This window comes from Agromyces italicus DSM 16388 (assembly GCF_000421545.1).
Classification (GTDB): domain Bacteria; phylum Actinomycetota; class Actinomycetes; order Actinomycetales; family Microbacteriaceae; genus Agromyces; species Agromyces italicus.
This window is the reverse complement of the sequence record NZ_ATXF01000005.1, coordinates 100,428-115,666: the sequence shown is the minus strand read 5'-3', so window position 1 is coordinate 115,666 and position 15,239 is coordinate 100,428. Positions and strand designations below refer to the sequence as shown.

At 69.9% G+C, this 15,239-nt stretch carries 10 protein-coding genes; 6 read left to right on the top strand and 4 right to left on the bottom strand.

Features of this window, described 5'->3' with window-relative positions:
- The first annotated feature begins 38 nt into the window (after positions 1-38).
- The 5 genes from H516_RS0104805 (at position 39) to H516_RS22335 (ending at position 8,081) form a co-directional block, all read left to right on the top strand.
- Entirely contained in the window at positions 39-1,241 is a 1,203-nt protein-coding gene (locus H516_RS0104805; RefSeq protein ID WP_033196819.1) for an ROK family protein, read from the top strand.
- Between the two features lie 348 nt (positions 1,242-1,589).
- Entirely contained in the window at positions 1,590-2,939 is a 1,350-nt protein-coding gene (locus H516_RS0104800; RefSeq protein WP_022888584.1) for an extracellular solute-binding protein, read from the top strand.
- Positions 2,940-2,941: 2 nt separating this feature from the next.
- Positions 2,942-3,901, top strand: coding sequence for a carbohydrate ABC transporter permease (locus H516_RS0104795; RefSeq protein ID WP_022888583.1), 960 nt, complete (start codon positions 2,942-2,944; stop codon positions 3,899-3,901).
- Positions 3,898-4,734, top strand: a complete 837-nt coding sequence (locus H516_RS0104790; protein ID WP_022888582.1) for a carbohydrate ABC transporter permease — start codon at positions 3,898-3,900, stop codon at positions 4,732-4,734. The genes H516_RS0104795 and H516_RS0104790 overlap by 4 nt, the downstream gene beginning before the upstream one ends.
- 8 nt (positions 4,735-4,742) lie before the next feature.
- On the top strand, positions 4,743-8,081 hold the full coding sequence (locus H516_RS22335) for an alpha-mannosidase (RefSeq protein WP_022888581.1): 3,339 nt from the start codon (positions 4,743-4,745) through the stop codon (positions 8,079-8,081).
- 258 nt (positions 8,082-8,339) lie between these two features.
- Here the strand turns inward: H516_RS22335 and H516_RS0104780 are convergent, their stop codons facing one another.
- Complete coding sequence (locus H516_RS0104780) at positions 8,340-9,440, bottom strand: hypothetical protein (protein ID WP_022888580.1); 1,101 nt, start codon at positions 9,438-9,440, stop codon at positions 8,340-8,342.
- A gap of 14 nt (positions 9,441-9,454) precedes the next feature.
- Entirely contained in the window at positions 9,455-9,769 is a 315-nt protein-coding gene (locus tag H516_RS0104775; RefSeq protein WP_022888579.1) for a DUF1905 domain-containing protein, read from the bottom strand.
- Between the two features lie 125 nt (positions 9,770-9,894).
- Here H516_RS0104775 and H516_RS0104770 point away from each other — a divergent pair, with 125 nt between their 5' ends.
- Entirely contained in the window at positions 9,895-10,407 is a 513-nt protein-coding gene (locus H516_RS0104770; RefSeq protein WP_022888578.1) for a methylated-DNA--[protein]-cysteine S-methyltransferase, read from the top strand.
- Positions 10,408-10,521: 114 nt separating this feature from the next.
- Here H516_RS0104770 and H516_RS0104765 read toward each other — a convergent pair whose 3' ends face one another.
- Positions 10,522-13,638, bottom strand: coding sequence for a M14 family metallopeptidase (locus H516_RS0104765; RefSeq protein ID WP_022888577.1), 3,117 nt, complete (start codon positions 13,636-13,638; stop codon positions 10,522-10,524).
- Positions 13,639-13,816: 178 nt separating this feature from the next.
- The gene (locus H516_RS0104760; RefSeq protein WP_022888576.1) at positions 13,817-15,160 is read right to left on the bottom strand and encodes an MFS transporter; all 1,344 of its coding nucleotides are present in this window, start codon (positions 15,158-15,160) and stop codon (positions 13,817-13,819) included.
- Between the last annotated feature and the right edge of the window lie 79 nt (positions 15,161-15,239).

Here is a 15,239-nt window from a genome sequence, read left to right as displayed (position 1 = left end):
CACCCCCTGCCGCCCGTCGTGGTACCAACCTCCCGCGTATGGGCGACTTCAACCGCTCGGTCATCTTCGATGCCATCAGGCGGGCGCCTGAAGGCTGCAGCCGGGTCGAGCTCGTCGAGATCACCGGGCTCTCGACGCAGACGGTGTCGAACATCGCGCGACGCCTTCTCGACGACGACTTCATCGTCGAGGCGGGCAAGACGAGCGCAGCGGGACTCGGCAAGCCGCGCACCATCCTGCGTCTGAACCCGGTGGGGCTCTACGCCGGCGGCGTCCACATCGACCCGGCCGTGATGACCTTCGTGCTGCTCGACCTCACCGGGCAGGTCGTCGCCCACGCGCGCCACCGCACGCCGAAGGCGAGCGACCCCGAGCACGTGATGAGTCGCATCCGCGACCACGTCGAGCGCCTCGTGGTCGACTCGGGCATCGCCCGCGAGAAGATCGTCGGCCTCGGCCTCGCCGCGCCCGGCCCCATCGACCAGGAGCGCGGCACCATCGTCGACCCGCCGAACCTGCACGGCTGGCACCGCGTTCCCCTGCGCGATGCGCTCGAGGACGCCACGGGCCTGCCGGTCCTCGTCGACAAGGACGTCACCGCCGCCGCCGTCGCCGAGACGTGGGCCGGCGGGGCGAGCGGCACCGGGTCTTTCGTCTTCCTCTACCTCGGCACCGGCATCGGCGCGGGGCTCGCGCTCGGCGACGAGCTCATGCGCGGGGTCTCCGGCAACGCCGGCGAGATCGGCCACATCGTCGCCGACCCCGACGGCCCGCCCTGCGCGTGCGGGCAGCGCGGCTGCATCGCGGTCACCATCACCCCGCAGGCGATGGTCGAGGAGGCCGAGCGGCTGGGCGTGCTGCGAGCCGCCCCGCACGAGTCGGCACCCGAGATCGACGTGCAGTTCGCCCGGTTGTGCGCGTCCGCCGACGCGGGCAACGCGGTGGCCCGAGGCATCCTCGACCTCGCGGCCGACCGTACCGCGCGGGCCGTCGCCGTGATCACGAACCTGCTCGACGTCGACCGCGTCGTGTTCGGCGGTCCGTTCTGGGCGCGACTCGAGGCGCGATACCTCGAGCGGGTGCCGCCGCGACTCGCGGAGTACAGCGCGACCATCGCGCTCCGCGAGCTGGAGGTCGTCGGCACCGGCGTCGGTGACGATGTCGCTGCGGTCGGCGCGGCCAGCCTCGTGCTCGAGCGCACCTTCGCGCCGACGGCGAACCGCCTACTGCTCCAGGGGTAGCGCCCACCGGCTGCGCCTGCCGCGCCTTGCCTTGCCGTGCCGCGCCTTGCCTTGCCTTGCCTTGCCGGATCGGGAGGAGATCGCGCGATCGGGAGGACTCGTCGCGGAGATCGCTCCTCCCGATCGCGCGATCTCCTCCCGGGCGAAGGCGGACCGGCCCCGACCGGCGAGTCACGATCTTTGGGGTTGCCGAGTAACTCCATTCGATTTACTATGTGGAGCGTGGGGATTGCGATCGCCCCGCGGAGCGCGGTTCGGGGGAGCCGGCTTGCTCCGCGGGGCGGATCGCGTCTTCGCCCGAAGCGGAGCACCCGCACTGCAGTACTCGAGCAAAGGAGCACGAGCACCATGCAACGAACCCGCGCCACTCTCTCGCTCGCGGTCATCGCCGCGGCTTCCGTCTCACTCATCGGCTGCAGCGCCGACGACGGCGGCGGTGACGACACGATCCGCATCGTTTACCAGAAGACCGACGCGTTCGTCGCCCTCGACGACCTCTTCACGAAGGTGAAGCCGGCCTTCGAAGAGGCGAACCCCGGCATCACCGTCGAGCTCGAGCCCATCGTCGCCGACGAGGGCGACTACGCCACGAAACTCGCGCTCATGCAGCAGAGCCCCGACACCGCGCCCGACGTCTTCTACGAAGACACCTTCAAGGTGCGCAGCGACGTCGAGGCCGGCTACCTGCTGAACCTCGACGAGTACCTCGCCGACTGGGAGGACTGGTCGAAGTTCAACGAGGGCGCGAAGGAGGCCGGTCGCGCCGACGACGGGTCCGTCTACGCCGTGCCGCTCGGCACCGACACCCGCGGCATCTGGTACTCGAAGTCGGTGCTCGAATCGGCCGGCGTCGCCGTGCCGTGGGAGCCGAAGAGCTGGGACGAGATCCTCGACACGGCGCGGAAGGTGCACGCCGCCGAGCCCGACAAGGTCGCGTTCAACGTGTACGCGGGCAAACCCGCGGGCGAAGGCTCGGTCATGCAGGGCTTCGGCATGTTGATGTACGGCACCGACGACGAGCTCTACGACGCCGACGCGAAGAAGTGGGTCACGGGCTCGCAGGGCTTCATCGATTCGCTCGCGTTCATCGAGACGCTCTACGGCGAGGGCCTCGCGCCCGCACCCGACGTCGCGCTCGACGGCTCGATGTGGCAGAAGCTCTTCGGCGAGTGGTTCCCCGGCGGGCAGATCGCCGGCACGATCGAGGGCTCGTGGTCGCCGTCGTTCTGGATGGAGGGCGGCCAGTACGCCTGGCCCGAGTACGTCGACGACATCGGCGTGGCTGCGTTCCCCACGCAGGACGGAGGGGGCGACGGCGCCGTCAGCCTCTCGGGCGGGTGGACCCTCGCGGTCGGCGCGAACAGCGGCAACCCCGACGCCGCGTTCGACTTCCTCGCGATGGCACTGAACCAGGAGAATTCGCTGCAGTACAACATCGCGAACTCGCAGATCGCGGTGCGCACGGATGTCGCGGAGGACCCGGCCTACCTCGACGCGAACCCGTTCATCGGCTTCTTCACCGACCTCGTGACGTACACCCACTTCCGGCCGGCCACTGCCGACTACCCCGAGATCTCGGCCGAGATTCAGGCGGCCACCGAGGCCGTCATGACGGGGCAGATGACGCCGGAGGATGCGGCCGCCGCCTATGACGAGGCGGTGGTCGGGATCGTCGGCGAAGAGAACGTGACCGGCTAGGGATGGTCGCGGTCTCGTCGCCCCCGATCGAAGGCGACCGGCCGACGCGGGAAGACCCGAACTCCCGCGCCGGCCGGCGACCCCCTCGGGCGGGGCGGCGATCGATCGCACGCCTGCTGCCGATCGCCCCGTCGATCGTGCTGCTCGCCCTGTTCATGGCGGGCCCGGTGATCTGGGCCGTCGTCATCTCGTTCACCGACACCGCCCTCACGGGCCGTTCGGCCCGCGAGCCGCAGTGGGTCGGACTCGACAACTACGTCGACCTCGTCACCGACCGCGACTTCCCCGTGTCGCTCCTGCTCACCGTCGTGTTCGTGCTCGGTTCGGCAGTGATCGGGCAGAACCTCGTGGGGCTCGGCCTCGCGCTGCTCATGGCGAAGGCGAATCGCACGGTGCGCGCGGTCGTCGGCACGACGGTCGTCGCGGCGTGGGTGCTGCCCGAGATCGTCGCGGCCTTCGCCGCCTACGCCTACTTCGCCGACGACGGCACGCTCAACCAACTGCTCGGCGCGATCGGCATCGACGGGGCGAACTGGCTGTACGACTTCCCGATGCTCGCCGTGATCCTCGCGAACGTGTGGCGCGGCACCGCGTTCTCGATGCTCGTCTACGAGGCCGCCCTGAACGACGTGCCGCCAGAGATCACCGAGGCCGCGGTCGTCGACGGCGCGAGCGGCGCGAAGCGCCTCTGGTGGGTGACGATCCCGATGATCCGCCCGTCGATCGCCACGAACCTCATGCTCATCACCCTGCAGACCCTCGCCGTGTTCACCCTCATCTGGGTGATGACGAAGGGCGGGCCCGGCATGGCGAGCTCGACGCTGCCGGTCTTCGCCTACCAGGAGGCGTTCAAGTTCCAGCAGATCGGGTACGGTTCTGCGATTGCGGTCGTCATGATCGTCGTCGGCGCGGCGTTCTCGATCGCGTACATCAGGATGCTCCGCCCGGAGCGCCGCTCGTGAGCCTCGCGTCGCCGCGCCGTGCCGTGGCATCCACCGCTCGAAACCTGGCCCTCGCCCTCATCGGCGTGTGCTTCCTCGTGCCGCTCGCCTGGCTCGTGCTCGCCTCGATCGACACGAACCCGAGCCAACGCACCGAGCTGCCCGAGGGGCTGACGCTCGACCACTACGCCGCCGTGCTCACCCCCGAGGGCACCCTGCTGCCGCTGTGGAACTCGACGCTGCTCTCGACGGGGTCGGCCCTCGTCACGGTCGTCGTCGCGGTGCTCGCCGCGTACCCGCTGTCGCGGTACCGGTCGCGGTTCAACACGCCCTACCTCTACGCCATCCTGTTCGGCACGTGCCTGCCGATCACCGCGATCATGGTGCCCGTGTACAGCCTGTTCGTGCGGCTCGGCTACCTCGACAACCTTGCCGCGGTGACGTTCTTCATGGCGGCGACGAGCCTGCCGATGGCGATCTGGATGATGAAGAACTTCATGGACTCGGTGCCCGTCTCGCTCGAGGAGGCCGCCTGGGTCGACGGGGCCTCGGCCATGGGCACGCTGCGTCGTATCGTCGTGCCGCTCATGCGGCCGGGCATCGCGGTGGTGTTCATCTTCGTGTTCATCCAGGCGTGGGGAAACTTCTTCGTGCCGTTCATCCTGCTGCTGAGCCCGGCGAAGCAGCCCGCCGCGGTCAGCATCTACAGCTTCTTCGGGCAGTACGGCACCGTCGCCTACGGCGAGCTCGCAGCCTTCTCGTTGCTCTACTCGCTGCCGGTCATCGCGCTGTACGTGCTCGTCTCGCGCGGCATCGGCGGTTCGTTCGCGCTGCAGGGCGCGGTCAAGGGATAGGAGCCCGCATGCACGACGACTCAGCCCTGGTCGAGACGCGCATCGCGCGGTTCGTGCGCGAACGGCTCGAGCCCGCACGATACCGCGATCGGGTGCCCGCGACGATCGAGCGATGGGATGCCCCGGGGGAGCCGGTGCCGTTCGCCGAGGCGGTGGCGCAGGGCTTCGAGCCCGTGTTCCCCGGCACGCCGTGGGGGCGCGCGTGGGGTACGACGTGGTTCCGGGTGACGGTGTCTTCCGGTGGTCGAGTAGCGCAGCGTATCGAGACCCGCGCACCGGGTGTCGAGACGGTCGCTGCGCTCGCTCCTCGACCAGCTGGGGTTCGCCCCGAGCTCGTCGTCGATCTCGGGTTCTCGTCGGTGACGCCGGGGTTTCAGTGCGAGGCGCTCGTGTGGCGGCCCGACGGCACGATCGTGAAGGCGGTCGAGCCGCGCAACCGGGCGGTGCCGCTCGAGTTGATCGGGGCGGGTTTCGAGACGCGTCCTCCTTCGTCGGGCGCTCCTCAACCAGCGGTGGTGTACCTCGAGGCGGCGTCGAACCCCGACGTCTCGCAGGGCTGGACCTTCGCTCCCACGCTCCGCGGCGAGTGGGAGACCGCGGGCGACGAACCGCTCTACGTGCTCGGCGCGGTCGAGCTCGCGCTGCGCGACGAGACCGTCGACGAGCTCCTGCACGACGTGCGGGTGCTCCGCCAGCTCGCAGCCCAGCTGCCGGCCGAGTCCTCGCGCCGCGCGCAGATCGTTCGGGCGCTCGAGCGCATGGTCGACGCGATGGATCCCGACGACGTCGCGGGAACCGCGGCGGAGGGCCGCGGCATCCTCGCGCCGGTGCTCGCCGCGCCCGCCTGGGCGAGTTCGCACCGCGTGCATGCCGTCGGCCACGCGCACATCGACAGCGCCTGGCTGTGGCCGGTGCGCGAGACGGTGCGCAAGGTCGCCCGCACCTTCTCGAACGTCGATGCGCTCATCGCGGAGCATCCCGGATTCGTCTTCGCCGCCTCGTCGGCGCAGCAGTACGCCTGGCTCAAGCGCGACTACCCCGAGCTGTTCGAACGGGTGCGCTCGCGCGTGCGCGAGGGCTCGTTCGTGCCGGTCGGCGGCATGTGGGTCGAGTCCGACACGAATCTGCCGGGCGGCGAGGCGCTCGCGCGCCAGTTCGTCGCGGGCAAGCGCTTCTTCATGGAGGAGTTCGGCGTCGAACCCCTCGAGGTGTGGCTGCCCGACTCGTTCGGCTACTCGGCGGCGCTGCCGCAGCTCGTGCACGCGGCGGGGTCGCGGTGGTTCCTCACCCAGAAGATCTCGTGGAACGAGACGAACCGCTTCCCCCACCACACCTTCCGATGGCAGGGGCTCGACGGCACCGAGGTGTTCACGCACTTCCCGCCGGTCGACACGTACAACGCCGAGCTCACCGGCGAGGAGCTCGCGCTCGCCGAGCGCCAGTACGCCGAGAAGGGCGTCGCGAACACCTCGCTCGTGCCGTTCGGCTACGGCGACGGCGGCGGCGGGCCGACCCGCGAGATGCTCGCCTCGGCGCATCGCGCGGCCTCGCTCGAGGGGTCGCCGCAGGTGCGGCTGTCGTCGCCGCGCGAGTTCTTCGAGGCAGCGGAGGCCGAGTACCCGGCGCCGCCGGTGTGGGCGGGCGAGCTCTACCTCGAGTTCCACCGCGGCACGTACACCTCGCAGGCGCGCACGAAGCGGGGCAACCGGCGCTGCGAGCACCTGCTGCGCGAGGCCGAACTGTGGGCGACGACGGCCGCGGTGCGCGGCGCGGCGCAGTACCCCCGCACCGAGCTCGACGAGGCCTGGCAGACGGTGCTGCTGCAGCAGTTCCACGACATCCTGCCCGGCTCATCGATCGCCTGGGTGCACCGCGAGGCCGAGCGGCGCTACGCCGAGGTCGCCGAGGTGCTCGAAGAGGTCATCGAGCGCTCGGTGCGTGCGCTCGCAGGCACGGGCGATCGGATGCTGCGCCTGAACGCCGGGCCGTACGCGGTCTCGGGGGTGCCGGGGCTGGGCGGTGTCGAGGTCTCGAGTGAGCGGGTTGAGGAGGGAGCGCCGGCGACCGTCTCGAGTGAGCGGGTTGAGGAGGGAGCGCCAGCGACCGTCTCGAAACCGGCCCAAGCGAGCGACGAGGTTTCGAGACGCTCCTTCGTCGCTCCCCAACCTGCGGGGGTGACGGGTGGGGTTTCGAGACGCTCCTTCGTCGCTCCTCAACCTGCGGAGGCGACTCGAATCGGCGAGCGCATCATCCTCGCGAACGCTCATCTCGAGGCGGTGCTCGACGCCGAGGGGCTGCTCGTCTCCCTGCGGCATCGCGAGCCCGACGGGCGACTCGGCCGCGAGGCGATCGCGCCGGGCCGCGCCGGAAATCTCCTCCAGCTCTTCCGCGACACCCCCAACCAGTGGGACGCCTGGGACATCGACGCCCATTACGCCCGCAACGTCGTCGAGCTGCGCGAGGCGGAGTCGATCGAGGTCGGTGTCACGGTGCGGATAACGCGGCGCTTCGGGGCATCCGTCATCGTCGAGACCGTGTCGCTGGGTGCCGACTCGCGGGCCCTCGAGCTCGAGTTCGAGATCGACTGGCACGAGCGGCAGAAGCTCCTGAAGCTCGCCTTCCCACTCGATGTGCACGCCGAGCGGGCGACGAGCGAGATCCAGTTCGGGCACATCCATCGGCCGACGCACGCGAACACCTCGTGGGACGCCGCCCGCTTCGAGACCGTCGCCCACCGCTGGGTGCACGTCGGCGAGCCGGGCTACGGCGTCGCGATCGCGAACGACTCCACCTACGGTCACGACGTCCGCCGCGACGCCGACGCCGCGCGCCCCGGCGCGACCGTGACGACCGCGCGGCTCTCGCTGCTGCGCGCCCCGCGCTACCCCGACCCCGAGGCCGATCAGGGCGAGCACCACCTGCGCGTCACGATCATGCCGGGCGCCGGAATCCCCGACGCGGTTGCCGAGGGCTATCGTATGAACTTGCCGCTGCGCGAGATCGACGGCGTGGATGCCTCGTCGATCGCCCCGCTCGTCGACGTCACCGGTGCGGTGGTCGAGGCGGTGAAGCTCGCCGAGGGTGCCTCGGGCGACGTGATCGTGCGCCTGTACGAGCCGCACGGGGCACGTTCGCACGGGCGGCTCGAGGCGTCGTTCGATGCGGAAGCAGTGTCGACCGACCTGCTCGAACGGCCGTTCGACGCAGCCGACCCGACCGGCGGCGGCGTCGGCGTCGCGCTCGCCACGGCCGGCCCGAATGCGTGGGAGTTCGAGCTCCGCCCGTTCCAGATCGTGACGTTGCGGCTCGCCGCCCGCCCCGTGCTCAGCACCCCGGTGGTCGAGTAGGCGGCTGCGTGACTACCGGCTCTCGAAGACCGGTCGAGTGCTCCCCGAACCTGTCGGCGTCGTGACGGGCGCCGCGCTTGACGGGACTACGTCACTGATATGCCGGTGGTATCGCTGCTTCATTACGTCACTGATATGGCGGTGGTATCAGCGAGTCGGTTGAGTCACTTCAGCGAGGCACTACGTCACTGATACCGCTGACGTATCAGTGACGTAACGCTTCGGTACCGTGGGTGCCGTGAGCGGTCGGTCAACGGCCTACCTGAGGGTCGCGGCTGCGATCACCTCGTGGTGCAGCGCGAGCAACGCAGCAGTGCGTTCGGCCGGCCCGCGGCCGAAGCCGCACTCGGTGCCGATGCCGAACGACGCCACTCCTGCGCGGGCGAAGGCCTCGCGGGCCGGGGCGATGCGCGCCAGCGCGCCCTCGACGCCGTCTTCGTGGTGCACGAGTCCGAGGTAGGGGGTCGTCGCGGCGGGCAGTGACCACTCGGCGAGCGGTGCGAAGTAGTCGGCGTCGGTGCGCTCGATCGGCACGGGAAGGTGCACCCAGTCGATCGGGCGCTCGATGTTCGCGTCCAGCGCGTTCGCGACGGCGACGAGCTTGCCGGCGTCGGTCGGTTCGACGAAGTGCTTCTCGCCGACGTCGCCGTAGCAGAGATGGAATCCGAGCTGCGCCGCGTCGGGCACGTGCTCGGCGAGCTCAGCGGCGTGCGAGGCGATTGCTGCGACGAGCGCCGGGGCATCCGCGCCGCCTTCGGTGAAGAACGCCTCGAGCGGGCCGCCGCCGAGGCTCACGCCCTCGAGATAGGCGAACTCGGTCGCGAGGTCGATCTGCACGGCGAGATCGCGCGCCGACACGAGCTCCGCGATGCGGTCGAGCTCGCCGGCGAGGGCCGCGGCGTACGCCGGATACACGGCGGCGCGATCGGTCGGGGCGACGAACGTCGTGATCGGTGCGAGCGGCGACGGCAGACACACCTGGAAACGGGTGCCGTCGACGATGACGCCCTCCTCGCGCAGGCGCACGAAGTCGGCGTAGCTCGCGGCCGCGGCGTCGGCATAGCCGAGCGGGCCGAAGGCGAGCGCCCCGGCCTCGACGGTGCCGTCGAGCACGGTCGGGCGCAGGTCGAACCCGGCGACGACGATCGGATCGATCGGCACTCGGCTGAGTCCGGCGACCGCGTCGAAGGCGGCGCCCTGGAAGAGGATCCAGTGGAACCGCTCGCCGACCTCGCCGTCGGGAAAGCGGGCCAGGTCATCGCCGAGTTCCGCGGCGACGACGCGGAACGTCGCCTCTGCGCTCGGCTGGTTGATCGATCCGACGAGGTGCGCGCCGGCGACGCGGGGGAGTTCGGGCATCCAGCAATCGTAGATCAGTCGTCGTGCACGATGAGCTCGACCTCGATCTCGTCGCCCTCGCCGATCTGCTCGGCTTTCAGCACCGCGCGCTTCAACGGGAGCGCATACGTGCCGCCCAATGGGAAGATCGACGTGCTCCACGTCGTTCCGCCGACGGTCGCGGTGACGCGCGCGGAGTCGAAGCCCCGAGGCATCCGCGGTCGATCGGAGATGTCGGCGCTCGGCTCGGGCGGCACATCGACGAAGAACCAGTTGCGCCTGGCCGACCACTCGTAGATCACGGCGGTGAAGTCGACGCGCATGCCGGCGGCCGGGCGGGGATCACGCATGCGGCCATCCTAGGTCGCATCACCGTCACGGCTCCGAGTTCCGTCGCGGAGCAATGCGCGACGAGGTCCGATTCCCGCTGCCGAAAAGGCGATGTGCATCGGCTTCTCCGGAGGAGGATGGAGGCATGTCCCGCCGCCACGCCACCCTGCCGACGCCGCTCGGCGAGCTGCTCGTGGTCGCGGAGGGCGAGGCGCTGGTCGGCATCTACTTTCCGGGCCACTGGCACCCGCCGGCCGCCGGCACGATCGGCGTCGAAGTCGCAGCGCGCGTCGACGGGCTGATCGCCCGCTTCGGCGTCGAGCTCGACGAGTACCTCGCCGGTGCACGAACCGAGTTCGACCTGCCGACCGCGCCCGACGGCGACGAGTTCCAGCACCTCGTGTGGGGCATGCTGCGCGAGATCCCGCTCGGCGCGACCGTGACGTACGGCGAACTCGCGGTGCGCCTCGGCGACCGCAACCTGGCGCGACGTGCGGGCAACGCCGTCGGCCGCAATCCGCTCAGCATCATCGTGCCGTGCCACCGAGTCGTCGGTGCCGACGGTTCGCTCACCGGATACGCGGGCGGCCTCGAGCGCAAGCGGCAACTGCTCGAACTCGAGGGCGCCGCGGTCGTCGCGCAGGGTCGGCTGTTCTAGGGAGAGCTTCCGCCCGGTACGGCGCCTGACCCTCCATCGGTCGAGGAGGGAGCGCCAGCGAAGCGTATCGAAACCTCTGGCCTCGATTCGCTTCGCTTCTCGGACGCCGAAGCGTCAGTCGAGCAGGTGATCCAGCGCCCGGCCCATCCAGTCGGCTCGAGTCGCGGCATCGGAGATGCCCTCGAAGCCGAAGCCGGTCATGAGCGAACCCGGGGTCGCCACGACCGCCGCCTCGGGGAACCCGGCGGCCGTCGTGATGATGAAGTCGTTCGGGTTCGGGGCGCTGCCCGGCGGCGGACCGGGGATCACCCATCCGCCGGTGTCGCCACCTTCGAACGACGTCGAGCCCTCGCCCGTCGACACCTCGATGTCATCGACGAATACGCCGAGCCCTTGGCTGGACCAGTCGCTGAGGTACGCAATGGAGAGCTCGACCGAGCCGCCGGCGTACGCCGACAGGTCGACCGACCACTGCTGCCAGCCGCCCGAGTTGCCGGAGGCGGCCCACCACTCACCGGTGGTACCGCTGGGGGTGCAGCTCGTGTCATCGACGAACGTCTGGTAGAAGTCCACCTGGGGGTGGAGTTCGTTCCAGCCCGCCGGACAGCTCTCCCCGGTGCTCTGCGTCGTGTTCCCGTTGAGATCCTCGAGCGTCGTCCAGTCGCCCCCGCCCGCGGTGCGGGCCTCGACGGCCACGTGGTCCCAATCGGCTTCGGTGTCGTACGACGTCCAGAAGGACATCGTGGCGCCGCCGGCCGGCACATCGATCGTGTTCGTCAAGCGCTTGTACGACACGTCGCCGATCTGCGAGTACGCGTACGCCTCACCGGTGCGCGGCTCGAACGGTCCGCCCTCGCGATCCCACCTGCCGGCGACCCAGCTCTCGAACTGCGGGTACACCGCCGGGTCGAGGATGCCGCTCGTCGTGATGAACGAGTTGCTGTGGTCCTGGTTGTCGGCACTGTCGGCACCGTTGAAGCTCCAGTCGATGCCGGTGAACGGGGAGTCGACGCCGAGGGCGTCGAGGAGGCTTCCGTCCTCGGCCGTGCCGGCATCGTCGACGATGAGATAGGCGCCGAGCCAGTACTGCAGCGTGTCGTTCATACCGTCGCCCGACCCGCCGAGCGGCCGGCACCGCTCGAGGATGCCTTCGCTCGTGCGGCACGGTGCATTCGCCGCCGTCGGGTCGTACAACTGGTTGCCGGCGAGACCCGCGGCCGCATACTGGGTGCCGGCGTACTTTCCGGTGTAGAGCACCTGGCCGCCCTCGTTGAGGAAGTCGCGGATCTCGAGGGTGTTGTCCATCGCCAGTCGGGAGGCGTTGCCGCCGGCCCAGCCGGGTTCGCGGGTGACGAGGTCCTCGCCGGTGTACCAGATGACGGCGTCGTAGTGCGAGAGCACCCCCAGGGCGTCGGGAGCCGTCCGGGCCCGCGCGTCGACGTCGTAGACGTCATATCCGGTCCCGTTCGCATCGAGCGCGTCCTGGTAGTAGCCGAGGTGGTTCGGTCCGCCGGCCTGCACCGGAGAGGCGCCCGTGTAGTCCTCGGCGGCCATGATCAGCACGTCGTCGCCGGACTCCTCGACGGCCTGGTACGTGAACGAGTCGCTGGTCTCGCCGCCGCCTTCGAACCAGACCTCGACCTCGTCGCCCGGTTCGGTTCCCGTGACGACACCGCTCATGATCCGGTAGTGCACGCCCGTCGTGCCGCCGTAGCGGTCGCCGCCGGCCCACTCTTCGGTGGTCACGCTCACCGCGGGGTCTCCGTTGATCGAGTAGTTCAGCGTGACGTCGCCCAGGCTGCGCCGTGCGATGACGCGCACCTCCTGCGGGTCGCCGTAGGAGTAGTCGAACGTGAAGTCCGCGAGCGGCAGGCCCGCCTTGTACGTGTCATCGCTCTCCAGGTAGAAGGGCTTCGTCTCGAGGCCGAGGTGCGACACGGGTTCGGTGGGGTTCGCCGCGGATTTCGCGACGTCGAGTGAGAACGGCAGGATGCGCTCGAACTCCGCCTGCACCTGCGCCTCGTCGTCGGGGAACACGAACCCGCCCCCGGCCGGAAGGCCTTCGCCGAGCTCGGGCGTCCAGGCGAGCGCGCCCCGCTGGGCGTGGGCGTAATCGGTCGTCTCGCCGTTGGTCACGTACAGCACGTCCGACGACAGTCCCGGCTCGAAGTCGGGGATGGCCGGGTTGTCGCGGTTGCCGGACAGCGTCGAGTAGATCGGGTCATCGGCGGTCGGCGTTCCGGTCTGCCAGCCCTCTGCGTACAGCAGCCACTGCCCGAACGAGTGGTAGTTGATCTGGAACGAGAAGTCGGCGCGGTCGAACAGCGAGATCATCGCCTGCGTCTCGGGTTCGGATCCTGCCGATGGGCCGCGATAGGTGTCGCTCGAGATCTGCGACGACGAGCCTTCCTCGTCGTAGCCGAAGTGCTCGGGGTAATTGCGGTTGGGGTCGACCCCGTCGGCGCGCGTGATCTTGCCGTCGCCGTCGTTGTCGCGCAGGTTCTTGCGCCAGAGCCGCTCGTGGTCGAACGTGTACTGGTAGCCGTCGGGGTTGGCCACGACGACGAACCACATCTCGTTGTTGCGCAGCAGGTCCCGGATCTCCTTGTCGTTGGCCCGCCACCGGTCGATGTACCAGTTCGCGAGCCTGCGATTGACCTCTGTGGAGATCCACTCGCGAGCGTGCTGGGTCGAACTGTGCAGCACGCCAGGTCGGGCCCCGTCGGCGATGCCCCTCGCACCCTGGGTCAGCTTCAACGCGATGATCTCGCGACCCTCGTAGGTGTGACCGAGCACTACGAGCTTGACCAACTGCGGGTTCTCGGACGCGAGTCGGTAGAGCTCGTCGCGGATGCCGCCGTCCTCGTCCCAGGATCGCCAGACGTTGTAGCCCGACGCGGCCTGCTCGGCCGCCAGCTGACGGGCGGACTTGCCGTCCTTGTTCTTCTTGACCGCGACGTCGAGACCGCGGGCCTTGAGGCCCTTCGCCTCGCCGGCCGTGAGGACGAGGTCGACGGTCACACCGGATTCGGTGACCGTGCGGTTCGTGACGTCGAACCCGGCCGCGGCGAGCTCGGCGGCTTCCGTCCCGCTGACCTCGGCCGTGTACATGTCGAGTGCGCCGTCGTCCTCGGCGGCGCTGGCGCCGACGGGACTCAGCATCGTGAGCGTCAACGCGAATGCGGCGACGACGAAGCCGACGCGAGTGCGAATGGAGCGGTTTCCGGGCATGAGCGGACTCCTTCGGCCCGTCTCTCGGCCGAGGTCGGATCGTGATGACCTCGTCGTGCGACGGCCTGATCATCACGCCCCTGGCGCTCTCTGCGGACCCTAGGGCATAGCTTTCCGCGACCCGCGCTCGGCTGTCAAGATGATCTTGAGGATTGCTCGCCAAGGGCTTTCTTGTGCGTCAGTCCGGATCGCGGTCGCGACCTCCCCGACGCCGCCGCGGCTCGTCGAGCCCCATCCGCACGCGCGTGCGCCGCCGCTCGACGACGATGAAGGCCGTCCCCACCATCCACAGCGGCACCTGCATGAGGAACGCGAGACGGAACGCCTCGAGCGAGTACGTCTCGGGGGTTCCGGCGCCCTGCGCATCCATCGCCACTCCGATCAGGAAGATCGCGATGAGCCCGGCGATGAACCCGCCGCCGTTGACGATGCCCGTGGCGGTGCTGAGCCGGTGGCTCGGGTTGTGGGTGCGGGCGTGATCGAAGGCGATCATCGACGCCGGCCCGCCGGTCGCGAGCGCGAGCGCGAGCGCGAACAGCAACCACAGCGGGGCGGGGCCCGGCCAGGCGATGACGACGAGCCAGACGACCGCCTGGATGGCGATGGTCGGCAGCACCAGCATGCGCGAGCGGCGCAGCGGGTGCCGGCTCGAGAGCGCCCCCATCACCGGGCCGACGAGCATGCCGAACACGACGAACGCGCTGAGCACGAGCGACGCCATCGCGGGCGTCAACCCCTCACCCGCGGTCAGGAACGGGAACCCCCAGAGCATCACGAACGCCGTGCCCGCGAACGGCGTCGTGAAGTGCGACCAGAACGCGAGCCGGGTGCCCGGGTGCCCCCACGACTCGCGGAACCCCTGGCGCAGGTCGGCCGAGGAGCGGACGACGGCGATCGCTCCGGTCTCGGTGTTCACCGAGACATCCGCATCGCTCGTCGGCGGGTGGTTGCGCACGATCGCGAACGTCAGGATCGTGAAGAGCACGCCGAGGCCGGCGAGGCTGCCGAACGCGACCGTCCAGCTCGTCGCGTGCAGGAGCGCCGCCATCGGGAGAAGCGCGAGGAGCTGCCCCGTCTGCCCGAGGATGCCGGTGAGTTGGACCATGAGCGGCGCGCGCTGCTGCGGGAACCAGGTCGCGACGACACGCAGCACGCTCGGGAAGATCGCGGCATCGCCCGCACCGAGCAGCACGCGCGCGATGATCGCGGTGCCGACATCGGTCGACAGCGCCATCACGAGCTGGCCCGACGCCATGAGCGCCATGCCGGCCGAGACGATCGGGCGCGCTCCGAAACGGTCGAGCAGGATCCCGACCGGGATCTGCATGCCGCCGTACACGGCCAGCTGGATCACCGCGAACATCGACAGCGTCGAGGCATCCGCGTCGAACCTGACCGCCGCGTCGGCGCCGACCGCCGACAGGGAGGTGCGGTTCGTCACCGAGACGACGTACGCGGCGACGCTGACGCCCCAGACCAGCCATAACCGCCACGGGCGGACCGGCTGGGGAAGGAGCGTCACCGTTCCATTCTCCCCCTCCGCGACGCGGCGCAAGACATGATGAGCGGATGCCCCGTGGGGCACCCGCTCATCGTGTCGC

Excerpts from the sequence above, each read along its gene's own strand:
- H516_RS0104805 (WP_033196819.1), top strand. The coding sequence starts at position 39 with ATGGGCGACTTCAACCGCTCGGTCATCTTCGATGCCATCAGGCGGGCG.
- H516_RS0104800 (WP_022888584.1), top strand. The coding sequence starts at position 1,590 with ATGCAACGAACCCGCGCCACTCTCTCGCTCGCGGTCATCGCCGCGGCT.
- H516_RS0104795 (WP_022888583.1), top strand. The coding sequence starts at position 2,942 with ATGGTCGCGGTCTCGTCGCCCCCGATCGAAGGCGACCGGCCGACGCGG.
- H516_RS22335 (WP_022888581.1), top strand. The coding sequence starts at position 4,743 with ATGCACGACGACTCAGCCCTGGTCGAGACGCGCATCGCGCGGTTCGTG.
- H516_RS0104780 (WP_022888580.1), bottom strand. The coding sequence starts at position 9,440 with ATGCCCGAACTCCCCCGCGTCGCCGGCGCGCACCTCGTCGGATCGATC.
- H516_RS0104775 (WP_022888579.1), bottom strand. The coding sequence starts at position 9,769 with ATGCGTGATCCCCGCCCGGCCGCCGGCATGCGCGTCGACTTCACCGCC.
- H516_RS0104770 (WP_022888578.1), top strand. The coding sequence starts at position 9,895 with ATGTCCCGCCGCCACGCCACCCTGCCGACGCCGCTCGGCGAGCTGCTC.
- H516_RS0104765 (WP_022888577.1), bottom strand. The coding sequence starts at position 13,638 with ATGCCCGGAAACCGCTCCATTCGCACTCGCGTCGGCTTCGTCGTCGCC.